The organism is Streptosporangium sp. CA-115845, from assembly GCF_050943795.1.
Taxonomy (GTDB): Bacteria; Actinomycetota; Actinomycetes; order Streptosporangiales; family Streptosporangiaceae; genus Streptosporangium.
Window position 1 is genome coordinate 412,058 of sequence record NZ_CP191988.1, and the last position, 22,212, is coordinate 434,269.

Consider the following 22,212-nt stretch of genomic DNA (forward strand, 5'->3'; position numbering starts at 1 on the left):
TGGCAAAAGTGCGATCCGGGTTTACGCGCGGCACGGACTGCGAGACTATCCGGCAGGCAACTCCGGGTAATGATGGGGTCACAATGGGTGCGGAAACATCTCAAGGCGACGCTGAGCTGCTGGCTGCCGCCAGGAACGGCGACGTGGCCGCCTACCGGGTGCTCCACCAGCGGCACGCTCCCGCGGCATACGCACTGGCCCGCCTGCTCCTCCCCGTCGAGAGCGGGGTCGAGGGCGTCGTCGAGGAGACGTTCGCGGCGGTCCACCACGTGATCGACCAGGGAGACGGCCCGGAGCAGGCGTTCCGCGTCCACCTGCTCACCGCCCTCCGCCGTACCGTCGGCGACACCTCCGACGCGGCGGATCTGGAGGGCTCGCCGGTGGCCAGGGCCTTTTCGTCCATGCCGGAGAGGTGGCAGCTCGTCCTGTGGCACGCCGAGGTCGAGAGGGCCAGGCCCGACGACACCGGACTCCTGCTCGGCCTGACGGTGAACGGCGCGGCCGCGCTCGCCTACCGGGCGCGGGAGGGGATGCGCCAGGCGTGCCTGCGCATCCACCTGGCCGAGACGACCGCGCCCGAGTGCCGGCCCGCACTGGCCAGGCTGGGCCACCACATCCGTGGCGGCCTGACCAGGGAACAGAGCAGGATCGTGGACGAGCATCTGGAGGGCTGCTCGGGCTGCCGCGCGGTGCTCACGGAGCTGACCGGCATCGGCCAGAGCATCCGCTCCGTCATCGGCCCGCTCATCGTCGGTCCCGCGTTCCCCGCCTACCTAGCGGCGCTCGGCAGGATGGGCGTCACGACGGGGGGCGGACTGCCCGGCCGCTGGCGGCAGGCTCCCCGATCCGTGCGGCGCGCCGTCACGGCCGGTGTGGTCACCACCGCGGTCGCGACGGTGGCCGCACTCGTGCTGGTATCGGGCTCAGAGCCCGCGCCCCCGCCGAGCGCGGCCGCCGAGCCGATCGTCATGGCCCCGGCGCTCCCAGGCGTCGTACCGACACTCTCCGGGCAGCCGGAGGCGTCCGGAGGTGAGAGCGGCGGGGCCGGCGCCGGCGAGCCGGCCGAGATCGGGCCGGGGCCGACGGGAACTGGGCAGGACGGCCGGACGGGTTCCTGGCTCGCGCCCCGCCTGGTGGCCAGGATCGACGCGCTCGGTGCCCTGATCAGGTCCGAGACCGGCATCGTGGCGGTGCGGCTGCGCAACGCGGGGCGTGGGCAGAGCGAGGAGGTCGTCGCCTACGTCGGGCTGCCGCGAGGTGTGACGCTGCCGTCCGGATCCCGCGGGGGACACTCCGTCGGTGCCGTCACGCCGGTCGGCACGGTCGACGGCTGGTCCTGCCGGGCGTGGCGGCGAGGTGCCCGGTGCGTCCGCGGTCCGCTGCCGGCGGGCCGGGCCACGGCGGTCTTCCTGAGAGTCCTGGTGTCGGACGACGCGCCCTACGGGGCGGTGCCCTCGGTCACGGTCTCCACGGCGGGGACACGGGTGGCCGCCAGGTCGCGCAGCGGCGTACGGGCGGAGGGGGCTCCGGCACGGTTCGCCACCGACGGCCGGGTGGCCGTCTCCGCGATCGGCAACACCCTGCTGAGCTGCGCGCCCTCGGAGCCCGGGTGCGAGGCCGCCCGCGCGGGGCAGGGCGACCGGCGCGACAACAACAGCTGGGAGATGCGCCCTCTCGATCGGGACGGGGATCCGTCGACCAGCTCATCGAGCGCCGCCCGGCTCGTGCTGCCGACGGCCGGCAAGGTGGTCTGGGCGGGACTCTACTGGTCGGCGAGTGCGCCCCCCAGCGGGCGGATCAAGCTCAAGGTGCCGGGGGAGACGGAGTACCGGCAGGTCAGGGCCGCGCGGGTGGTGGAACGAGAGCTGCCCGTGGGGCGGGGCTACCAGGCGTTCGCCGATGTGACGCGGCTGCTGGGCAGGGCACGCGGGACGTACTGGGTGGCCGACGCCTCGATAAGGCCGGGCGTCTCGCGCCATGCCGGGTGGAGCCTGGTGATCATCGTGGCCGACCCGCGCAGACCGTACAGCCAGACCGTCGTGGTCGACACCGCGACGGTGCTGGAGCGGGGGCATCGCTCGATGCGGATACCGCTCGGAGGTCTGACGCCCGCCGACGCGCCCGCGAAGGTGGCCCTGGTGACCTGGGAGGGTGACGCGGGCGTCGCGGGTGATCGGGTGAGGCTCGGTGGCCGGACCCTCCGGCCCGCCGGAGGGGGGCGGGACCCGGGCAATCCCTTCGACGGATCCGCCACCGGGGCGAGGGGCACCCGTGCGACCTTCGGCACGGATGTGGACCGCTTCCGGGCACGCCTCGGCCGAGCCCCGGTGCTGGAGCTCAGCACGCACCAGGACGTCCTGCTTTTCGGCGCGGCGGCGGTGAGCGTGCGGACCGCTCCGTGAGGCGCGTTCGAGCAGGCCGGGCCTCCGGTACGACGGACGCGGCGCGGGACCTCGGAGACGGATGGCGTATAGCACCCTGCGGAGGGGGTTGACGAACGGGACAAACTGGTACGGTCTGCGTAAACGGTCCGGCGTATGGTCGAGCGCGGGTGGAATCGTCGGGATTCACCCTCGGATGGTCAGCCGCTTGATTACCCTGAGGAAGGGCCGTCTCTCTGGGCTCTTTCGGGCTTGTCCGAGCCAGAGGATCGGGCCACGTAGGAAGGGCGGTGTCAGGTGGATCGTTGCGCGCTGTTCGTGGACGCCGGTTACCTGCTGTCCGACGGTGCGATGGCGGTGCACGGAACCCGCCACCGCGAGGCGGTCTCCTGGGACTACCCGGGGCTGCTCCAACTGCTCAACAAGCTGTCGAGAGAGCGCACCGGCCTGCCGCTGCTCCGCTGTTACTGGTACGAGGCGACGGTGGAGGGCCGGCGTACTCCCGAGCACGACACGCTGGCCGACATCCCCGGCCTCAAGCTCCGCCTGTCGCGCATCCGCCCCGGCCGCCGCGAGGGTGTCGACGCCCAGGTCCACCGTGACCTGATGACGCTGGCCCGCAACGGCGCGGTCTGCGACGCGGTCGTGGTCAGCGGCGACGAGGACCTGGCGCAGGTCGTCTGCGACGCCCAGGATCTCGGTATCCGGGTCACCGTGGTGCACATCAGCGCCGACGGCAGCTGGGCCGTCTCCCGCACGCTCCGCCAGGAGTGCGACGACCTGATCGAGATCGGTGCCGGTCAGTTGCGGCCGCACGTCAGCCTGATCGGCGACGAGGCGCCTCCCCTGGCGGTCAACGGCCACCAGCACGGTACCAACGGCCACCCCGTCGCGACTCGCGGCAGCAACGGCTCCCCGGTCACCAGCCCGGTCACCAGCCCGGTCCCCGCGGTCCAGGCACCCCGCGCGGCCCATGCCCAGCACGCGCTGCCCTCCGCCTATCCGAGCTACACCCAGGAGTCTCCGGCCACCCCGGTCACACCGGCCGCTCCGGCCGCCTCGCCACCCCAGGCGCCGCCGCTTTCGCCCGCTCCCACGCCGTCGCACGCGGCCGTCAACGGCTCGACCGGCCCGCTGCAGTCCGCCCCGCAGTACTCGCTGGGCAACACCGGCGGCATGCCGAGCTACCAGGCGTCGCAGATGGGCGCCTACACCGGTCCTCAGCCGGCCCCCGTGCCGGTGCAGACCGGGAACGGTGCCGCGACGACCCTCTCCGACGCGGTGAAGGCCGCGCACAAGGAAGGCCACGACTTCGGCGAGTCCGTCGCCAAGGACGCCCCCGCCCTGTGGCTGGAGGCGGTTCTCGCCCGTAAGCCCCGGATGCCCTCGGATCTGGAGGCACGGCTGCTCCAGGGCTCCTCGCTGCCGATCGACTTCCTCCTGCACGACGAGGTCCGCCACGCCCTGCGCCGCGGCTTCTGGGACGCCCTGGAGCGCGCCCGCCGCTGAGGTTCGCGCTCCGCGAGCCGGCGTCGCGGACCGGGAAGCCCGGTCAGGTGAGGGCGTCGAAGCCGGCGCGCAGGTGGTTGAGGCGGTTGGTCAGGTCGGATATCGGGCCCACCAGGCCGGGGGCGCCGTTCTTGCGTGCCAGCTCGGTGACCCGGTCGAGCTCGTTCTCGACCGCGGCCAGGCGCTTGGACAGCTCGGGCAGCACGGTCGCCTGCTCGTCCGCGTCGCCGGGCGGCAGCTCGGCGGAGAGGCGTTCGCGGAGCATGGCGGCCTGCTCGGCCAGCCTGCGGTTCATGTTGTAGAGCTCCACGAACACCGCGACCTTGGCCCGGAGCACCCACGGGTCGAAAGGCTTGGTGAGGTAGTCGACGGCGCCCGCCGCGTAGCTGCGGAAGGCGTAGTCGGGCGCGCTGTCGACCACGGTGAGGAAGATGATCGGGATGTTGCGGGTGCGCTCGCGACGCTTGATGTGGGCCGCCGTCTCGAACCCGTCCATGCCCGGCATGCGGACATCGAGCAGGATCAGCGCGAACTCCGTGCCGAGCAGGGCCTTCAGCGCCTCCTCCCCGGACTTCGCCCGGACCGGTATCAGATCGAGTGAGCTGAGAATGGCTTCCAGCGCGATCAGATTCTCCTCCCGGTCGTCCACCAGGAGGATCTTGGCTTTGTCCGGCATCGATCACACGCCTTCGTCGGAGTCACCGGCAGGCTTGCCCCTGGTCAGCCAGCCGCGTAGCCGTTCCAGCAGGCGGTCGACGTCTACGGGCTTGGGCACGTAGTCGGAGGCGCCGGATGCGATGCTCTTCTCCCGGTCGCCTCGCATGACCTTAGCGGTCAGCGCGATGATCGGCAGGTCCGCGAACTGGGGCATCCGGCGGATCGCGGAGGTGGTGGCCCAGCCGTCCATCTCCGGCATCATGATGTCCATCAGGACGAGGGCGACGTCCTCGTTACGTTCCAACTGCTCGATGCCCTCGCGGCCGTTCTCCGCGTAGATCACCGTGGAGCCGTAGCGTTCGAGCACACTGGTCAGTGCGAACACGTTGCGGATGTCGTCGTCCACGATCAGGATCTTCGTCCCGGTCAGCGGGTCGTCGCCCTTCCACGGCTTGCCCTCGCCCTGCGGGGGGAAGTGCGGCAGGGGCATGTCGTCGCCCCGTGCCAGCTCCGGCAGGTCGTCGGAGCCCTCGAGCACGCCGATGAGCGCCGGGTTGCGGGGGGAGGAACTGGGGGCGCTCGCCCCGCCGTCACGTGAGGCCAACGGGCCGCCGTAGGACGGTGGCAGGTAGAGGGTGAAGGTGCTGCCCTCACCGACCTTGCTGATCACGTGGATCTCGCCGCCGAGCAGGCGGGCGATCTCGCGGCAGATGGACAGGCCCAGGCCCGTTCCGCCGTACTTCCGGCTGGTGGTGCCGTCGGCCTGGCGGAACGCCTCGAAGATGACCTCCAGCTTGTCCGAGGCGATCCCGATGCCGGTGTCGACCACCTCGAAGGCCAGGATGCCGTCGGCGCCGCGCAGGGTGTCGTCCACGAAGGCGACGGAGCGACCGGCGTGGATCACGCGCAGCCGTACCTCACCCTTGGGGGTGAACTTGATCGCGTTGGAGAGCAGGTTGCGCAGCACCTGCTGGAGGCGCTGCTCGTCGGTTCGGAGTTCCTGCGGTATCGACGGGTCGACCTCGACGGTGAAGGACAGGCCCTTGTCCTGGGCCAGCGGGGCGAAGGTGGCCTCGAAGTAGTCGACGAGCTTGGGCAGGGAGATCTGCTGGGGATGGATGTCCATCCGCCCCGCCTCGACCTTCGACAGGTCGAGGATGTCGTTGATCAGTTGGAGCAGGGCCGACCCGGCGCCGTGGATCGTCCTGGCGAACTCCACCTGCTGGGCGGTGAGGTTGCCGTCGGCGTTCTCGGTGAGCAGCTTGGCCAGCACGAGGAGGCTGTTCAGCGGGGTGCGCAGCTCGTGGGACATGTTGGCGAGGAACTCGGACTTGTAGCGCGAGGAGACCGCGAGCTGCTCGGCGCGCTCCTCCAGCGTGCGCCGGGCCTGCTCGATCTGGAAGTTCTGGATCTCGATGGCCCGGTTCTGCTTGGCCAGCAGCGCCGCCTTGTCCTCCAGTTCGGCGTTGGAGCGGCGCAGCTCCTCCTGCTGGCGCTGGAGCTCGTCGGAACGCTCCCGCAGCTCGGTGGTGAGGCGCTGCGACTCGGTCAGCAGGTCCTCGGTACGGGAGTTGGCGATGATCGTGTTCATCGTGACACCGATGGTCTCGACGAGCTGGTTCAGGAAGTCGTGGTGGATCTCGCTGAACTCGCTGAACGAGGCCAGCTCCAGCACACCGAGCACCTGGGTCTCGAACAGGACCGGCAGCACGACGATCTGCGCGGGCGTGGAGGTGCTGAGACCGCTGTCGACGGTCAGGTAGCGGGCGGGCACGTTGCCGAGGATGATCCCCCTGCCCTCCAGCGCGGCCTGGCCCACGATGCCCTCGCCGGTGGCGAACCGCTGCCGGGGGCCGTTGCCGGAGCGCACGCCGTATCCGGCGATGAGGTGCAGGTCGTGGTCGCCGGTGGGTTCGGCGAGGTAGAAGGCGCCGTAGTGGGCCGACACCAGCGGGGTCAGCTCGCTCATGATGAGCTTGGCGACCTCCATCAGGTCGCGATGGCCCTGCATGAGGCGGGAGATCCTCGCCAGGTTGGACTTCAGCCAGTCCTGTTCCTGGTTGGCGGTGGTGGTGTCGCGCAGCACCGCCACCATCATGTTGATGTTGTCCTTCAGCTCGCCGATCTCGCCCTCGGCGTCGACGGTGATGGAGCGGGTCAGGTCGCCGGTGGCGACGGCGGTGGTGACCTCGGCGATGGCGCGCACCTGGGTGGTGAGGCGCGCGGCGAGCTCGTTGACGTTCTCGGTGAGGCGCTTCCAGATGCCCTCGGCGCCCTCGACCCGGGCCTGGCCGCCGAGCTGGCCCTCGGAGCCGACCTCGCGGGCGACCCGGGTGACCTCGGAGGCGAAGGAGGAGAGCTGGTCGACCATGGTGTTGATCGTGGTCTTCAGGGCGAGGATCTCGCCCTGGGCGTTCACGTCGATCTTGCGGGTCAGGTTGCCGGACGCGACGGCGGTGGTGACCTCGGCGATGTTGCGGACCTGGTAGGTCAGGTTGTTGGCCATGGAGTTGACGTTGTCGGTGAGGTCCTTCCAGACGCCGGAGACGCCGCGGACCCGGGCCTGGCCGCCGAGCTGGCCCTCGGTGCCGACCTCGCGGGCGACCCGGGTGACCTCGTCGGCGAACATCGACAGCTGGTCGACCATGGTGTTGAGGGTGTCCTTGAGCTGGAGGATCTCACCCTGGGCGTCGGCGGTGATCTTTTTGGACAGGTTGCCCTGGGCCACCGCCGTGGACACCGCGGCGATCTGACGCACCTGGGTGGTCAGGTTGTTGGCCATCACGTTGACGTTGTCGGTGAGGTCCTTCCAGGTGCCGGAGACGCCGGGCACCTGCGCCTGGCCGCCGAGCTGGCCCTCGGAGCCGACCTCGCGGGCGACCCGGCTCACCTCGGAGGCGAAGGAGGAGAGCTGGTCGACCATGGTGTTGATCGTGGTCTTCAGGGCGAGGATCTCGCCCTGGGCGTTCACGTCGATCTTGCGGGTCAGGTCGCCGTTGGCGACGGCGGTGGTGACCTCGGCGATGTTGCGGACCTGGTAGGTCAGGTTGTTGGCCATGGAGTTGACGTTGTCGGTGAGGTCCTTCCAGACGCCGGAGACGCCGCGGACCCGGGCCTGGCCGCCGAGCTGGCCCTCGGTGCCGACCTCGCGGGCGACCCGGGTGACCTCGTCGGCGAACATCGACAGCTGGTCGACCATGGTGTTGAGGGTGTCCTTGAGCTGGAGGATCTCACCCTGGGCGTCGGCGGTGATCTTCTTGGACAGGTCACCCTGGGCCACCGCCGTGGACACCGCGGCGATCGCGCGGACCTGGGTGGTCAGGTTGCCCGCCATCACGTTGACGTTGTCGGTGAGGTCCTTCCAGACGCCGGAGACGCCGCGCACCTGCGCCTGGCCGCCGAGCTGGCCCTCGGTGCCGACCTCGCGGGCGACCCGGGTGACCTCCTCGGCGAATGCCAGCAGCTGGTCGACCATGGTGTTGACCGTGTTCTTCAGCTCGAACATCTCGCCGACCGCGTCGACGGTGACCTTGCGGCTCAGGTCGCCCCGTGCGACTCCGGTGGTCACCGCCGCGATGTCGCGGACCTGCGCCGAGACGCGGCTGGACATGGTGTTGACGGCCTCGGTGAGGTCGCGCCAGCTTCCCGCCATGCCGCGCACCTGCGCCTGGCCGCCGAGCTGGCCCTCGGTGCCGACCTCGCGGGCGACCCGCGTCACCTCGGAGGTGAACATCGACAGCTGGTCGACCATGCCGTTGATCGCCTTGCCGAGGCGGCGCACCTCACCTCTGGCAGCGCGGTCAAGGTCGATCCGGCGGGACAGATCGCCCTTGGCCACCGCGTCGATCACGTCCGCCGCTCCGCTGACCGGGCCGACGAGCGCGTCGATCAGCGAGTTGACCGAATCGACGCTCTCGGCCCACGAGCCCACACCGGGGCCGGGGCTGAGGCGCTCGGCGAAGCGGCCCTCCTTCACCACCTCACGGCGGACCCGGTGCAGCTCGTTGGCCAGATGCTCGCGGCGGTCGGCCACCTCGTTGAGCAGCAGCCGGATCTCGCTGAGGATTCCCGGCGGGGCATGTGGCACCCGGCGGCGGAAATCGCCGTTGCGCCAGGTGATGAGTGTCTGCAGGATCGGTCGTAGATCCGATTCGCTGTAACGTCGCTCCTCGACGTCGGGCACGGTGTTGACCGTGGTCATATGACCTCCTTGACTCCCGGGGGCGCAGCCGTGAGTCACCCCAGTCTGTCACGGTGCGCAATGTGTAGTCCCACCTTCGATTCACCCCATGTCAACGGGAAGTGTGGTAGTCACGGAATAGTGACCAGTGCTCCTCGCGCCGTCCTGGCAGCGACCTTCACCCCGGGACACACCGCCGTCCCCGCCGTCAGGCGGTTCACCGTGGAGGTGATGACCGCCTGGGCCGCCGTTTCCGTGCTGGCGGTCGCCGAGCGGCTGGCGGCCGAGCTTTCCTCGCAGGTCTCAGACGCCCCCTTCGAGGTCGTCTGGAACCACCTGGGTGACGGGCTGCAGATCGAGGTGCGCCAGCAATGGGCCCCCGAGCCGAGCCCCTGCGCCCCGTCCGTACCGGTGGAGGAGTGGGGTGTCACCTTCGCCGGTCAGCAGCGCACGCACTGGGCCAGGATCCGGCTGCCCGGTTCCTCCGGGCGGCCGTCCTCGGAGTGGACCGCCGAGGAGCCCAGCCGCGGGCCGATCTGGATGGGTTTTCTCGCCGACGCCAGCGACCTGCTGGCGGGCACCCTCGATCCTGACATGGTGCCCGCGATCATCTCGCAGATCGTGGTGCCGAGGCTGGCCACCTGGTGTGCCGTCTACACATGGAGCAACGGTGGCGGCCCGCAGCGCCCAGCCTACCTCTGGCACACCGATGAGCGGCGCATCGACGAGCTCCGGGAGGAACTCGCCACCGTCCAGATCCCGCAGACCGGTGGTTCCATGCAGCTCGCCGACTCGCAGGTGCTGGTCATCCCGCTTCTCGCGCGCGGGCGCACGCTGGGCGCGATGTGCCTTGGACGCCCCGACCGGTTCACCGAGGACGTGCTTCAGTACGCCGAGGACATCGGCCGCCGCGCCGCCCTCGCCCTGGACAACGCCCTGCTGTACGCCACTCAGGCGGCGGCCAACCGGGCGCTCCAGCGCAGCCTGCTCCCTCCCGACGAGCCCGGCGAGATCCCCGGCCTCGACCCCGCGGTGGTCTACGAGCCCGCGGGGGAGACCAACGAGGTCGGCGGCGACTTCTACGACCTGTTCGCGGTCGGCGACAAATCCTGGCGGTTCGCGGTGGGCGACGTCTGCGGGACCGGTCCCGAGGCCGCCGCGGTCACCGGCCTGGCCCGCCACACCCTGCGCCTGCTCGCCCGGGAGGGGTACGGTGTGGCCGCCGTCCTCGACCGCCTCAACCAGGCCATCCTTGAGGAGGGCGACCGCGCCCGGTTCCTGACGCTGCTGCACGGGGAGATCACGCCCAGGCCGAGCGGTCTGAACGTGTCGATGGTCTCCGCCGGCCACCCGGAGGCGCTGCGGTTGCGACCCAGCGGTGTCGTGGAGACGGTGGTGACCTCCCAGTCGCTGCTCGGCGTCTTCCCCGAGGCGACCTTCAAGGCGGAGGTCGTCCACCTCGACCCCGGTGACGTGCTCCTCGCGGTGACCGACGGGGTCACCGAGCGCCGCAGGGACGGGCGGCTGCTCGACGACGACGCGGGTCTGGCCAAGCTGCTCGCCGAGTGCGTGGGCCTGTCGGCGCGGGCGGTCGCCGAGCGGATCCGCCGCGCCGTCCAGGACTTCGCACCCGAGCCGAGCGCCGACGACATGGCGATCGTGGTCCTGCGAGCACGCTGACGGGGCCGGCCGCGACCCACGGCGGGCAGATCCTCTGCCCGCCGTGGTCGGGCGGCTCCTCGCCGGGGCGTCGGTCACCGCGGCACGCCGCGGCTGCCTCCTGCGCCTCGCGCCGGGCAGAGGCTAGATGTCGGTCTTCACGTGTCTGCGGGCGAAGTCCAGCTGCGCCGACATCTGCGTGATGCGCTCGGAGACGACCAGTGAGCCGTGGCCCGCGTCGTAGCGGTAGACCTCGTGCTCGTGGCCGCGCCCGGCGAGCCTGGCCACGTACGCCTCGATCTGCCCGATCGGGCAGCGCGGATCGTTCTCTCCGGCGAGGATCAGCAGCGGCGCCTCGACCTGGTCGACGTAGGTGATCGGAGAGCTGCCCGCGTACCGCTCGGGCTGTTCCTCCGGGGAGCCGCCGAGCAGCGCGCGGTGGTAGGAGCGCAGCGCCTCCGCCTCCTCCGCGTAGGCGGCCGCGTGGTCGGCGATCGGCACCGTGGCGATGCCCGCCGCCCACATCTTGGGCTGGGTGCCCAGACCGAGCAGTGTGAGGTAGCCACCCCAGGAGGCGCCGGACAGCACCAGCCGGTCGGGGTCGCAGACGCCGCGGTCGACCAGGGCGTCCCTGACGGCGGTCACGTCGGCCAGCTCGATGTGCCCGACATCGCCGCTGAGGGCGTTCCGCCAGTTCGAGCCGTACCCGGTGGAGCCCCGGTAGTTGACCCTTACGACCGCGAAACCCAGGTCCACCCAGGAGGCCACCTGCGGTACGAAGGAGTCGTCGTCCTGCGAGGTGGGGCCGCCGTGCAGCAGGAAGACGGTGGGGAAGGGGCCGGAGCCGCGCTCGGGGCGCGAGACCAGGGCGTGGATCCGGCCGCCGGGCCCCTCCACGTCCACGTCCTCGACCGGGACCGACGGCGGTGAGGTGGGGCCGCCATGGCTCATCACCATGTGGCCGTTGGTCGACCGGATCAGCGGCGGGTGTGCCCCGCTGGACCAGGCGTACTCGACGGAGCCGTCGGGGCGGGGCGCGGCGGCGTCGATCACGCCGTGCTGGGTCTCGATCGGGAAGAAGCCGCCGCCGGGAAGGTCGTAGCGGCTCAGGTGGGTGCGGCCGCGGTGACCCCGCACGACGAGCAGCGAACGGCCGTCGCCGTACCAGTCGGCGGTGATCTCCCCCGGGTCGCGCAGCCAGATCTCCCGCTGGTCACCGGTCTCGGGATCCCAGACGAGGGGTTCGCGGCGGCCCCTGCGTTCGTGCAGGGCGAGCAGCCTGCGATCTCCGGACAGCGGCGCGAAGCGCAGGCCGGAGACCGCCTTGCCGGGACCGTCGTACAGGTCGCCGACGACCTGGCCGTGGCGCCGGAGCACGCGCAGCGCGGGGTACCGGGCGTCACCGTGCTCGCTGTGGCTGATCGCGATCAGCGAGCCGTCCAGGGAGACGGCGGAGACGGCGGCGGCCTCGGCGTGCTCGTAGATCGTCCGAGCGGGCTCCCCCGGCCTGACGAGGTGGATGGTGAAGCCGCGGCCGGGCCTGGCCATGCCGATGACCGCCTCACCGGTCGCCGAGAGCCCGAGGCCGCAGGGGAAACCGGGGTCGAGGTCGATCGGCTCGTCGGGGCCGCCGTAGAAGGGCTGGCGCATCCACCGGCCCCACTCGTCGCCGTCGGTGTCGTCGAACCACCAGATCCACTGCCCGGTGGGGTCGAGCGCGCCGTGCGAGGTGCCCTTGGGACGTGAGGTCACCTGGCGGGTCGAGCCGCCCGCGCGGTCCCAGGTGTAGACCTCCCACGCCCCTGAGGCGTTACTGCGGTAGACGGACCGGCTGGGAGCCTGGACCGCCCACACAGGCAGCGTCGCGCGCGGCGCGCGGAACCTGGCCTGCCAGCGTTCCTCCGCCTTCATAGGGCGCTTCCCTCCGTCAAGGCGTCAGCTTCACGCGTTCAGTCGCGGGCTCGCCGGATTGCGGTCCAGTATGTCGTCTTCACCGGGTAATTGCTTGAGTAATGTCCGGGAATTTCGGACTAAATGTCACATCAGTAACAGGCGTCCCGAAGGTGGCTGTCAAGCACACGGCTTGCTCAGGGGTGGTGCTTAAAGATAGACATACGGAAAGAAGCCTCCACGGGGCTCATTTCACGAAGTCCTTCCACCTTTCTCCGCATAACTTCCGCATCCATGTGCCAGGCACTGGGCCCCATTCCCACGACCGCCCCGACCGCGTCGCGGCCCAGGGTCATCTCGAACTCGTGGATGCTCCGGTCGGTCTCGACGAAGTGTTCGCTCAGGCTCTCCGCCATCCGTCGCTCCTTCGACTCGTCCACCGACAGAAGTCCCAGCCGCTCCACCAGTGGTACGAGGTGCCGCGAGGTGGGTGTGACCACGACAAGCTCACCGTCACCCCTGAGCACTCGGGCAAACTCTGCCCCGTTTCTTGGGGCAAACACATTCAGAAGCACATCTATCGTGCCATCTCTCAGCGGCAGTGGTCTCCAGACGTCGGTCACCACCGCCCCCAGCCGGGGGTGCGCCCGCGCGGCCCGCCTGATCGCGTGCTTGGAGACGTCCAGCGCCACTCCGACGGCCCCCGGCAGCTCGTCGAGCACCCGCGCCAGGTAGTAACCCGTCCCGGCCCCGGCGTCCGCGACTGCCTTCGCGCCGGTAGGGCAGACGCCGGCGATCGCTTCGGCAAGGGGGGCGTAGTGCCCGGCGCCGAGGAAGGTATCCCTGGCCGCCACCATGGCCGCGCTGTCGGCCGTCCCGGGCACCCGCGACCCGGTCAGCAGGCTGACGTATCCCTGCCTGGCCACGTCGAAGCCGTGTCCCAGGGCGCACCCGAGGGCCCGGTCGTGAAGGGTCAGAGCGCCTCCGCAGACCGGGCAGGCGAGGTGTTCGACGACATCGTCCAGCATCGCTCCATCATCTCGCGTTCCGCCGCAGCTGAATTGTCATGGAATGTCCCTACGATGCGAGCAGTGTCCCCATGGCGAGGGCGGGAACCACTCAATCGAACAGGAGAGCGAATGCTTCATCAGTCGATAACGGTCGCCGGGGTCGAGGTGTTCCCGCTGTGTGACGCGGTGGGGCCGATGGGCGACTCGATCCGGCGCCCGATGCGGGAGATGTTCCCCGGTGGCCGCCACGGCGAGCCGGACGAGTGGATCCTGCACTTCCACTGCTACCTGCTGCGCGACGCGGCGGGCCGTACGGTGCTCGTCGACACGGGCATCGGCCCCGGCGACTCGCCCGCGTCGAGCTGGGCGCCGGTGCCCGGCGCGCTGGGCGCGGAGCTGGCCCGGGTGGGGACGGCCCCCGGGGAGGTGGAGGCCGTGGTCATCACGCACCTGCACAGCGACCACGCGAGCGGGGCGGTGGTCGCGGGGGCACCGGCCTTCCCCAACGCCCGGTACGTCCTGCAGCGCGCGGAGATCGACGCGGCGGCCGAGACGGTCCTGGACCACGTCGTCCGGCCGCTGGGCGAGCGGGTGCAGGCCGTGGATGGTGGTGCGGAGGTGCTGCCGGGCATCCGGGTGCTGCTCGCGCCGGGGCACACCCCCGGCCATCAGATCGTCCAGGTCGGTGATCTGCTGCTGACCGGCGACGTGGTGCTGCATCCGGTGCAACTGGAGAATCCGCGGGTGACCTACCTCTACGACGACGACCCCGAGCTGGCCGCGGCCACGCGGGTGGAGCTGCTCGACCGGGTCAGGGCGGAGCGGGGGATGATCGGCACCGCCCACTTCGCCGAGCCCTTCACCCGGATCGTCTGACGGGAGACGGCCGGCCCTACGCGCTTGCCTGGGCGGCGGAGAGCAGGCGGCGCGCCTTGCCCCGGTAGCGGATGACCTGGACGACACCCAGGGCCCAGATCGGATACTGCGTGGCGAACGCCCATCGGAAGGCCTCCGGGTCGCTCCCGCCCATCAGGTCGAGGGTGACGCCGATCAAAACGATCACCGACACGGACGCGACGAAGCCGCCACCGTTCACGATGCCGGTGGCCACGCCGATCCGGGCGGCCGGGTTGAAGGTCCTGGCGTAGTCGAAGCCGATCAACGACCCGGGGCCGTTGGCCGCCAGCACCACCACGAGCGTCACCAGCAGCCAGAGCGGTGCCCGCCCCGGCCAGACCAGTACGGCGGTCCACGCCCCGGCGGTGGTGCCGATCACGACGAGCACCATCCGGGAGCGATGGAAGGGGAACCGCCCGGCGAGGTAGCCGAGCAGCGGCCCGCACACCATGCCGCACAGGGTCAGGGTGGACAGCAGCACGCCCGCCGTCGAGGGGGACAGCCCCTGGCCCTGAACCAGGAAGGGATATCCCCACAGCAGCAGGAAGGCCGCGGCCGAGCACTGGGTGGCCGCGTGGGTCCACATGCCCAGCCGGGTGCCGGGCTCGGCCCAGGCGGCCTTCAGGCTCGGCGACTCCCCCGTACGCTCGGGGCGGGTGTCGCGTACCACCATGACCAGCAGGAACGCGGAGACCACGCCCAGCACGGCGGCGCCCATGAAGGTCGGCGTCCAGCCGTAGGTGTGCAGGGAGTGGATGAGGGGCACCGTGGAGGCGATCGCGCCGAGCTGGCCGATCAGGCCGGTGAGCTGGACCATCAGCGGGTTGCGACGGGCCGGGAAGGAGAGGCCGACCAGCCTGATCACGCTGATGAACGTCATCGCGTCCCCGCACCCGATCAACGTCCGCCCGGCGATCCCCGGCAGCAGGCCTTCGGCCAGGGCGAAGACGAGTTCGCCGCAGGCCATCACCATGGCCCCCAGGACCAGCATGCGCTTGGAACCGAGCCGGTCGACCAGCATCCCGACGGGCACCTGCATGCCCGCGTAGACCAGGAGCTGGCACATGGCCAGGACCGAGAGTCCCGCCGCGCCGACGTCGAGTCTCGCCGCCGCCTCGATGCCGGCCACGCCCAGTGACTGCCGGTGGAATACGGCTGTGACGTAGGCCAGAACACCCGTGGCCCAGATGAGAATCGCTGTGGACCGTGGTGTCATACGGCAAATATTACTTTTTAGAAATTTTATGAATTCGAGCGGGTCGCCGAGCGTCGGCGGCGGCCGCGCGGGCCGCCGGGATCAGCGGCGCGGGTAGCGGATGAGCAGGCCGGCCTGGACGTCCTGGTCACCGAGAGCGGCGTAGGTGTGCGGAACGTCCGACCGCCAGGAGATGTGCTCGCCGGGACCGGCCCGCAGGGGGGCGCCGGCCGGTCCCGCGCTGAGCGTGCCGGCGAAAACGGTCACGTGCTCGGTGACGCCCTCGTGGTGCGCCGGCGAGACCTGTGGCGTCCCCGCGCGGATCACCAGCCGGTAGAGCTCGTAGGTGACCTCCGCGTCCTCGAAGACCTGGAGCAGCGTCCCCTCCACCGCGGTTCCGTGGACGACCGGGGGCCTGCTCCCGCCGGAGGTGGTGTCCGAGCCTTCCGGCGCCGGGGTGTGGAAGGCCATGGCCAGGGGGACGCCGAGCTCGGTGGTGATCGCCCAGAGGGTCTCCAGCGTGGGGTTGCGGATGCCGTTCTCCAGGCCGGAGAGCGTGGCCTTGCCGACGCCGGCGCCGCGGGCGAGGGCGGACAGGGAGATACCGCGCTCTTCGCGCAGCCGGCGGACGCGCCGGCCGATGTCGGCCATGCCACCGTCCACGGCGGGGCGAGGGTGTTGTGCTTCGGAGTCCATGGGGCTATCGTGCAGCACCGGATCTGTTCCGTTTACGGAACGATAGGCATCCCTCGTGTGAGGACCGGCAGATGACACGCCTGCTTCAACCCGTGCTGGCCGGAGTGGTGACCGCGGTGGTCGGTTTCGCCAGCTCCTTCGCCGTGGTCCTGGCCGGGCTCAGGGCAGTGGGCGCGGACCAGCGGCAGGCGGCGTCAGGGCTGCTCGTGCTCTGCGTGGCCAACGGCGTGGTGGCCGTGTGGCTGGGAGTGCGGCAGCGGCTCCCGATCACCATCGCCTGGTCCACGCCGGGAGCGGCGTTACTGGTCTCGACCGGAGCCGTGGAGGGCGGTTTTCCCGTGGCGGTCGGCGCGTTCGCGGTCTCGGGGCTCCTCCTCACCGCGGCCGGGCTCTTCCCCGTCCTGGGACGCTGGATCGCGTCCATCCCCACCCCGATCGCCGGTGCCATGCTCGCCGGGGTCCTGCTCGACCTGTGCGTCGCGCCGGTCAGGGCGCTCGCCGAGGTACCGCTGATGGCCGGCCCCGCCGTTCTCGTCTGGGCGCTGCTGAGCAGGTTCGCCCGAGGGTGGGCGACCCCGGTGGCCCTCCTCGTCGCCGTCGCGGCGATCGCCCTGACCGGGCCGGGGCTGGGAGCCGTGGACGTGCGGCCGGTGGTGGAGGTGACCATCCCGTCCTGGAACGTCCAGGCGCTGGTCAGTATCGCGCTCCCGCTGTTCCTGGTCACCATGGCCTCGCAGAATGTGCCGGGCATGGCGGTCCTCGCCGGGTACGGCTACCGTCCCCCGCTGCGGGGGATCCTCGTCTCCACCGGTCTGGCGAGCACGCTGGGCGCTCCGCTGGGCGGCCACGCGGTGAACCTGGCGGCGATCAGCGCCGCCCTGGCCGCCGGGCCCGACGCCGACCCCGACCCGGCCCGCCGGTGGATCGCCTCGGTCAGCGCGGGCGCCTCGATGATCGTCCTCGGCATCGGCTCGGGTCTGGCCACGGCGCTCGCCCTGCTCTCCCCGTCGTCGCTCATCGAGGCCGTCGCCGGTCTCGCCCTGCTCGGCGCGTTCGCCTCGGCCGTCGCCTCCGCGGTCGCCGACCCCGAGGGCAGGGAGGCCGCGGTCGTCACCTTCGTGGTCACCGCGTCGGGGCTGACGATTCTGGGGGTCGGCGCCGCCTTCTGGGGGCTCGTGGCCGGCGGGCTCATGACGCTGCTGCACCGCCGCCGGAGATCCCCTCAGACTCCTCCGAACACGGCCATGGCGAACGGTGGCAGCCCGGGTACGTCTCAGCCGGGGCGGCCCGCGGGCCGCCCCGGCTGAGGGGAGATGTGACTAGTGGTGGTCCGAGCGCCCGTGGCGACCGGCCACGAGCTGGTCGGTGGAGGGCTGGCGGGGCACCTCGACCCGGGGGTGGGGCGCGGTGTCCTCGGCGCGGTCGTCGACGCCGTCACGGTCACGGTCGACCACGGGAGCCGCAGGAGCCGTGGGAGTGGCGGGGTTCGCTTCGAGCTTGCGCTCCAGTTCCCGCTTCTCCTCCTCCAGGCGGATGACCCGGTCACGAGCCTCCGCGCGCGAGGTACGGAGCCTGCGCCGGTGCGCGGACGAGCGCCGCATCCCGGCGAACACGATTCCCAGGCCGAGCAGGAGAACCGCCCCGGTGGCCACACCCGCGAAGAAGAGCTCCAGCTGGGTGAGCTGGATCACGCGGTCGAACATGGTGAACGTCGCGGTGGTGGTCGATGCTGCGGTCTCGTCCCAGGAGACCGCGATCACGGTCGCACCCGCGAGTACGATCAAGAGAAGTCCCAGCACTATCATGTGACCTCACCTCAGGCTTCGGCTGTTGTGGTAGGCACTGCTGCCCCGAGCGGGCGGGATTATTCATCCGAATCCCCGTGGTCGCCGGGGAATGTGGCGGACCGGCCGCCGGAAGACGCCACCGGGCGATCCGGTCCCTCGGCTGGGGCATGAGGTCTGAAGATGTGGATCTGACGGGGATTCCATGCCTGTCACCGCAGGTCTAGGGTGGGCGCCCATGGACCGCACTCGCCTGTACCGCAACGGGGTTCTGGAAGCCGAGGGGTTTCCCATCGACGACGTCTCCGAGCACGTGGAGGACACATCGGTCGTCGTCTGGTTCGACCTCTGCTCGCCCACCCAGGCGGACCTGGCGAAGATCAGCGAGGAGTTGGGTCTCCACCCCCTGGCCGTCGAGGACGCGATCCACAGCCAGCAGCGCCCCAAACTCGACACCTACGACAGCCACCTGTTCATCACCGTCTACGCGACGAGGCTCGCGGAGGAGGGGCTCGACTTCATCGAGATCTCGATCTTCATGACCAGGAACGCCCTGGTCACCGTGAGAGAGAGCCCCGAGTTCGACATCGACGAGGTGATCAGGCGCTGGGACGCCAACGCCGACATGGCCAAGTTCGGGGCGCCGTACCTGCTGCACGCCCTGCTCGACTACATCGTGGACGGCTACTTCGAGGTCCTCCAGATGGTGGACGACCGGGTCGAGGAGCTGGAGGACGACCTCTTCCAGAACAACTCCCGGGACATGCAGCACATCCAGCGCCGGACCTTCGAGATGCACAAGAAGCTGGTGCGCTTCCGGCGGCTGGCGGTGCCGACGCGCGAGGTCGTGGGCAGCCTGCTGCGCAGGGGTGAGGACGTCATGGACCGTGGGCTGACCCCGTACTACCAGGACGTCTACGACCACACGCTGCGCACCGCGGAGTGGAGCGAGTCGCTGCGGGACCTGGTGGGCAACGTCCGCGAGGCCCATATGAACCAGCAGGGATTCCGGCTCAACGACATCATGAAGAAGATCACAAGCTGGGCGGCCATCATCGCGGTGCCCACGATGATCACCGGCTTCTACGGGCAGAACGTGCCCTACCCCGGCTTCGGGCAGCCGATCGGGTTCTGGGTGTCCACGGGCCTGATCGTCGTGGGCACCATCCTGCTCTACCGGGCGTTCCAGAAGCGCAACTGGCTCTGATCCGGCCGGACCCCGTGCCCACTCCGGGCATTTGGCCGGCCGTAACCTGGCCTCGGGGAGGGGGACCGGCCGCCGGAGACCGCACCATGCCCCTCCCAGGCTGTGCCCGCAACCGTGGAGGACCCGTGACGCGCATCCTCGTCGTCGATGACGAGCCCCAGCTCCTGCGGGCGCTGAGGATCAACCTGGTCGCCCGCCGGTACGAGGTGGCCGTGGCCGCCGACGGCGCCGCCGCCCTGCGCCAGGCCGCGGATTGGCACCCCGACCTGGTGGTGCTCGACCTCGGCCTGCCCGACATGGACGGGGTGGACGTCATCCAGGGGCTGCGCGGCTGGACCACCGTCCCGATCATCGTGCTGTCCGGCCGGGCCGAGGGCCATGACAAGGTGGAGGCCCTGGACGCGGGCGCGGACGACTACGTCACCAAGCCGTTCGGCGTCGACGAGTTGCTCGCCCGGATCCGCGCGGTGTCGCGCCGCACCTCGGTTCCCGAGGAGGAGCCGGCCAGGTTCGTGATCGGTGAGCACGAGGTGGACCTGGTGGGCAGGACCGTCTCGGGTGGCGTGCGGCTGACCCCCACTGAGTGGCGCCTGCTGGAGATACTGGTCCGCAACCCCGGCAAGCTCATCACCCAGCGCCGCCTGCTGAACGACGTCTGGGGCTCCTCGTACCACAAGGAGACCAACTACCTGCGCCAGTACATGGCCCAGATGCGCAAGAAACTGGAGCGTGATCCCGCGCACCCGGTCCATCTGCTCACCGAGCCCGGCATGGGCTACCGCTTCCAGCCCTGACCGGTCAGGTCTCAACCCGCGGACACTCCTGTGTCAACCAGCCGATTCCCGGGAATTGGTCAAGAACGGGCCGGTAGACCCTTCTGGAGGCATGGGTGGGCATGCGGGGGGTGGTCGCCGTGGTGTTGGGCGCCGCGATGCTCTTCTCACTGTCGACGCACGGCGACACGCGCGCGAGGGCCGCGCCGGCGAGGGTCGTGCCGCTGGACAACCCGGACGGTCTGCGGCCCGGGCTGGCGCCCGTCAGGTCGGCCGGAGACCGGGGTGCCGCGGTCAGATTGATCAGCAGGCTCCGGGTCGGGCGGATGGGGTCAAAGGCCGGCTACAGCCGGGCCAGGTTCGGCGCGAACTGGGCCGACACCGCCAGGGGCGTGCCGTACGCGCGCAACGGCTGCCGTACCCGCGACGACCTGCTGGCCCGCGACGGCGAGGAGGTGCGCTACCGTCGCGGATCCGGCTGCGTGGTCGTCTCCATGAGGCTGCGTGATCCCTACACCGGCCGGATCGTGCACTGGAGCAAGAAGCGCTCCGATGAGATCCAGGTCGACCACGTGGTCCCGCTCTCCTACGAGTGGCGGATGGGAGCCTCCCGCTGGTCGCGGTCCAAACGGATGCGCATCGCCAACGACCCGCTCAACCTCCTCCCGGTGTACGGCGGCGCCAACGAGGCCAAGGGCGGATCGGGGCCGGCCTCCTGGCTTCCCCCCAGGCGCGGGGTCCGCTGCGCCTACGTGGTCCGCTTCGCCCAGGTGGCCCTGAAGTACCACCTGCCGGTCACCCGCGCGGACAAGAGGGTCATGCTCGCCCAGTGCCGGTGATCTCCGGTGGACCGGTCAGAAGAGGTCCTCTATCCTTCGGAGCCGTTCCTCCACCGTCCTCCCAGCCGGTCGCCGGTCGCCTCCGGCGCCGATCCGGACCAGCAGGCGAAGGGACTCCCATGACCTCTCCGGCACCGACCGTCGACGAGCCGACCGCTCGGCGGGACCACGACGCGCCGGCCGCGCCATATCCGCCGAGCACCGGGGCTCTCATCGCCCGGTCCCCGATCCGGGAGGGAGGCACGGGGCCTCGGGGGTCCAAAGAAGACGACTCGGAGACGGGGCAGGGCCTCAGGAGGTTTCGACCACGACCCGGCCGATGAACCTGATCGGCAGGCGGCTGGTGCGGATGGTCTCCAGGCGGACGGGATGTCCCGGGAACGCGGCACGGGCGGCGGCCTCGGCCCGGCGTAACGCGAACCGGAAGTCGTAGATCCAGATGCGGCCGCCGGGGCCGAGGACCCGGCGCAACTCGCGCAGTCCCGCGGCGGCGTCCGGCCAGTGGTGCTGGCTCATGCTGGAGACGATCAGGTCGAAGTCACCGTCGGGGTAGGGGAGGTCGGCGACGTCGCCCACGGCGAAGTCGACACGGCCGGCGAGCCCGGCCTCCGCCGCGTTCCGCCGGGCGCGGTCGATCATTTCGGCGGACAGGTCGAGGCCCTCGACCCGCAGTTCCGGCAAGGCGCGGGCGATCGCGAGAGGGACCCGCCCGGGGCCGGTGCCCACGTCGAGCACCCTGGTTCCCCCCGCGGGCGCCGCCGACACGACGTCGGCCGTGACCTTGGTGTAGAGGGGACGGAATCCGTGGCTGACGAGCCGGTCGTAGAGGCCACCGTGGTGGAAGAGACCGAACAGGCTCGCACGGGCGCGATGGATGGCACGCATGACGCTCTCCTATAGTTGTAAAGCACAACTGTGTAATGTCGAGCATAGGATAGATAGTTGTACGATACAACTCATGGGGGGACGTTCCCCGATGACGAGCTGCGTCGGCTGTTGAAGCTGCTTGTCAGGACGGGTGGACTGCTCGAACCGCATGACTACGGTGGCCTGCGCGTCTCCCTGTCGGAGGTGTTCGCCCTCGGCGAGCTCGCCGACTCCGGGACGCTCTCCCAGGGGGAACTGGCCACCCGTCTGAGCCTGGAGAAGAGCACGGTGAGCCGTCTGGCCGCGGGCATGGAACGGCGGGGGTGGTTGTCGCGCGAACGGGACCCGGCCAACCGCCGTTTCTACCGTCTCCGCCTCACCCCTGACGGATGGACCGCCGCCGAGCGGGTCGGCGCCGACCTGCGCACCACGCACGCCGCGCTGTTCGAGGGGCTCACCGCCGACGAGCGCGCGGGCCTCATACTCGGGCTGACCGGCCTGGCCCGCGTCATCCAGAGCGGAGGCCATGCCGGGCGCGGGCGGGTTCCGCCCCACCACCCAGGCGATGTCTCCTGAGGACACGTCACCGTGCCCCGCGGCGGGAAGGTTCGAGGCGCCCAGCACAGGGACGGGGCGCCGTTCACCCCGGACCGCGCCCGGGAGAACTC

Annotated in this window: 17 protein-coding genes; 9 read left to right on the forward strand and 8 right to left on the reverse strand. The window is 70.7% G+C overall.

Going from position 1 to position 22,212, the window contains the following annotated elements; translation table 11 throughout:
- Nucleotides 1-83 precede the first annotated feature (83 nt).
- Together ACQP0P_RS03960 and ACQP0P_RS03965 are read left to right on the forward strand one after the other, a co-directional pair.
- Nucleotides 84-2,402, forward strand: a complete 2,319-nt coding sequence (locus ACQP0P_RS03960; RefSeq protein WP_433370988.1) for a zf-HC2 domain-containing protein — start codon at nucleotides 84-86, stop codon at nucleotides 2,400-2,402.
- Between the two features lie 276 nt (nucleotides 2,403-2,678).
- Complete coding sequence (locus tag ACQP0P_RS03965) at nucleotides 2,679-3,890, forward strand: NYN domain-containing protein (protein WP_433370991.1); 1,212 nt, start codon at nucleotides 2,679-2,681, stop codon at nucleotides 3,888-3,890.
- A 43-nt stretch (nucleotides 3,891-3,933) separates the two neighbouring features.
- On the opposite strand, the gene ACQP0P_RS03970 is transcribed toward ACQP0P_RS03965, so the two are convergent.
- Together ACQP0P_RS03970 and ACQP0P_RS03975 are read right to left on the reverse strand one after the other, a co-directional pair.
- Entirely contained in the window at nucleotides 3,934-4,566 is a 633-nt protein-coding gene (locus ACQP0P_RS03970) for a response regulator (RefSeq protein WP_433370994.1), read from the reverse strand.
- Nucleotides 4,567-4,569: 3 nt separating this feature from the next.
- Complete coding sequence (locus tag ACQP0P_RS03975; RefSeq protein WP_433370997.1) at nucleotides 4,570-8,748, reverse strand: HAMP domain-containing protein; 4,179 nt, start codon at nucleotides 8,746-8,748, stop codon at nucleotides 4,570-4,572.
- 120 nt (nucleotides 8,749-8,868) lie between these two features.
- Here ACQP0P_RS03975 and ACQP0P_RS03980 point away from each other — a divergent pair, with 120 nt between their 5' ends.
- Complete coding sequence (locus ACQP0P_RS03980) at nucleotides 8,869-10,407, forward strand: PP2C family protein-serine/threonine phosphatase (protein ID WP_433371000.1); 1,539 nt, start codon at nucleotides 8,869-8,871, stop codon at nucleotides 10,405-10,407.
- Between the two features lie 123 nt (nucleotides 10,408-10,530).
- On the opposite strand, the gene ACQP0P_RS03985 is transcribed toward ACQP0P_RS03980, so the two are convergent.
- Both ACQP0P_RS03985 and ACQP0P_RS03990 read right to left on the reverse strand, forming a co-directional pair.
- The gene (locus ACQP0P_RS03985; protein WP_433371003.1) at nucleotides 10,531-12,297 is read right to left on the reverse strand and encodes a prolyl oligopeptidase family serine peptidase; all 1,767 of its coding nucleotides are present in this window, start codon (nucleotides 12,295-12,297) and stop codon (nucleotides 10,531-10,533) included.
- Nucleotides 12,298-12,473: 176 nt separating this feature from the next.
- Nucleotides 12,474-13,304, reverse strand: coding sequence for a putative RNA methyltransferase (locus ACQP0P_RS03990; protein ID WP_433371005.1), 831 nt, complete (start codon nucleotides 13,302-13,304; stop codon nucleotides 12,474-12,476).
- 111 nt (nucleotides 13,305-13,415) lie between these two features.
- Between ACQP0P_RS03990 and ACQP0P_RS03995 the strand changes: the two genes are divergently transcribed.
- On the forward strand, nucleotides 13,416-14,162 hold the full coding sequence (locus ACQP0P_RS03995) for an MBL fold metallo-hydrolase (protein WP_433371008.1): 747 nt from the start codon (nucleotides 13,416-13,418) through the stop codon (nucleotides 14,160-14,162).
- A 16-nt stretch (nucleotides 14,163-14,178) separates the two neighbouring features.
- Here the strand turns inward: ACQP0P_RS03995 and ACQP0P_RS04000 are convergent, their stop codons facing one another.
- Together ACQP0P_RS04000 and ACQP0P_RS04005 are read right to left on the reverse strand one after the other, a co-directional pair.
- Entirely contained in the window at nucleotides 14,179-15,399 is a 1,221-nt protein-coding gene (locus ACQP0P_RS04000; protein ID WP_433371011.1) for an MFS transporter, read from the reverse strand.
- 81 nt (nucleotides 15,400-15,480) lie between these two features.
- Nucleotides 15,481-16,074, reverse strand: coding sequence for a helix-turn-helix domain-containing protein (locus ACQP0P_RS04005; protein WP_433371014.1), 594 nt, complete (start codon nucleotides 16,072-16,074; stop codon nucleotides 15,481-15,483).
- A 71-nt stretch (nucleotides 16,075-16,145) separates the two neighbouring features.
- Here ACQP0P_RS04005 and ACQP0P_RS04010 point away from each other — a divergent pair, with 71 nt between their 5' ends.
- Complete coding sequence (locus ACQP0P_RS04010; RefSeq protein WP_433371017.1) at nucleotides 16,146-17,381, forward strand: benzoate/H(+) symporter BenE family transporter; 1,236 nt, start codon at nucleotides 16,146-16,148, stop codon at nucleotides 17,379-17,381.
- Nucleotides 17,382-17,393: 12 nt separating this feature from the next.
- Here ACQP0P_RS04010 and ACQP0P_RS04015 read toward each other — a convergent pair whose 3' ends face one another.
- Nucleotides 17,394-17,879: a hypothetical protein gene (locus ACQP0P_RS04015; protein WP_433371020.1), complete on the reverse strand. Its 486-nt coding sequence runs from the start codon at nucleotides 17,877-17,879 to the stop codon at nucleotides 17,394-17,396.
- A 217-nt stretch (nucleotides 17,880-18,096) separates the two neighbouring features.
- On the opposite strand from ACQP0P_RS04015, the gene ACQP0P_RS04020 reads away from it, so the two are divergent.
- From ACQP0P_RS04020 to ACQP0P_RS04030, 3 genes are all read left to right on the forward strand, one after another.
- The gene (locus tag ACQP0P_RS04020; protein ID WP_433371023.1) at nucleotides 18,097-19,065 is read left to right on the forward strand and encodes a magnesium transporter CorA family protein; all 969 of its coding nucleotides are present in this window, start codon (nucleotides 18,097-18,099) and stop codon (nucleotides 19,063-19,065) included.
- A gap of 125 nt (nucleotides 19,066-19,190) precedes the next feature.
- On the forward strand, nucleotides 19,191-19,859 hold the full coding sequence (locus tag ACQP0P_RS04025) for a response regulator (protein ID WP_433371026.1): 669 nt from the start codon (nucleotides 19,191-19,193) through the stop codon (nucleotides 19,857-19,859).
- A 101-nt stretch (nucleotides 19,860-19,960) separates the two neighbouring features.
- Entirely contained in the window at nucleotides 19,961-20,677 is a 717-nt protein-coding gene (locus ACQP0P_RS04030) for an HNH endonuclease family protein (protein ID WP_433381670.1), read from the forward strand.
- Between the two features lie 291 nt (nucleotides 20,678-20,968).
- Here ACQP0P_RS04030 and ACQP0P_RS04035 read toward each other — a convergent pair whose 3' ends face one another.
- The gene (locus ACQP0P_RS04035; protein WP_433371029.1) at nucleotides 20,969-21,562 is read right to left on the reverse strand and encodes a class I SAM-dependent methyltransferase; all 594 of its coding nucleotides are present in this window, start codon (nucleotides 21,560-21,562) and stop codon (nucleotides 20,969-20,971) included.
- Between the two features lie 57 nt (nucleotides 21,563-21,619).
- On the opposite strand from ACQP0P_RS04035, the gene ACQP0P_RS04040 reads away from it, so the two are divergent.
- Nucleotides 21,620-22,120, forward strand: a complete 501-nt coding sequence (locus ACQP0P_RS04040; protein WP_433371032.1) for a MarR family winged helix-turn-helix transcriptional regulator — start codon at nucleotides 21,620-21,622, stop codon at nucleotides 22,118-22,120.
- Nucleotides 22,121-22,212: the final 92 nt, after the last annotated feature.

Coding starts and splice junctions, on each gene's coding strand:
- ACQP0P_RS04000 (WP_433371011.1), bottom strand. CDS start 15,399: ATGACACCACGGTCCACAGCGATTCTCATCTGGGCCACGGGTGTTCTG.
- ACQP0P_RS03975 (WP_433370997.1), bottom strand. CDS start 8,748: ATGACCACGGTCAACACCGTGCCCGACGTCGAGGAGCGACGTTACAGC.
- ACQP0P_RS03995 (WP_433371008.1), top strand. CDS start 13,416: ATGCTTCATCAGTCGATAACGGTCGCCGGGGTCGAGGTGTTCCCGCTG.
- ACQP0P_RS04020 (WP_433371023.1), top strand. CDS start 18,097: ATGGACCGCACTCGCCTGTACCGCAACGGGGTTCTGGAAGCCGAGGGG.
- ACQP0P_RS03985 (WP_433371003.1), bottom strand. CDS start 12,297: ATGAAGGCGGAGGAACGCTGGCAGGCCAGGTTCCGCGCGCCGCGCGCG.
- ACQP0P_RS04010 (WP_433371017.1), top strand. CDS start 16,146: ATGACACGCCTGCTTCAACCCGTGCTGGCCGGAGTGGTGACCGCGGTG.
- ACQP0P_RS04035 (WP_433371029.1), bottom strand. CDS start 21,562: ATGCGTGCCATCCATCGCGCCCGTGCGAGCCTGTTCGGTCTCTTCCAC.
- ACQP0P_RS03960 (WP_433370988.1), top strand. CDS start 84: ATGGGTGCGGAAACATCTCAAGGCGACGCTGAGCTGCTGGCTGCCGCC.
- ACQP0P_RS04015 (WP_433371020.1), bottom strand. CDS start 17,879: ATGATAGTGCTGGGACTTCTCTTGATCGTACTCGCGGGTGCGACCGTG.
- ACQP0P_RS04030 (WP_433381670.1), top strand. CDS start 19,961: ATGCGGGGGGTGGTCGCCGTGGTGTTGGGCGCCGCGATGCTCTTCTCA.
- ACQP0P_RS03970 (WP_433370994.1), bottom strand. CDS start 4,566: ATGCCGGACAAAGCCAAGATCCTCCTGGTGGACGACCGGGAGGAGAAT.
- ACQP0P_RS03990 (WP_433371005.1), bottom strand. CDS start 13,304: ATGCTGGACGATGTCGTCGAACACCTCGCCTGCCCGGTCTGCGGAGGC.
- ACQP0P_RS04005 (WP_433371014.1), bottom strand. CDS start 16,074: ATGGACTCCGAAGCACAACACCCTCGCCCCGCCGTGGACGGTGGCATG.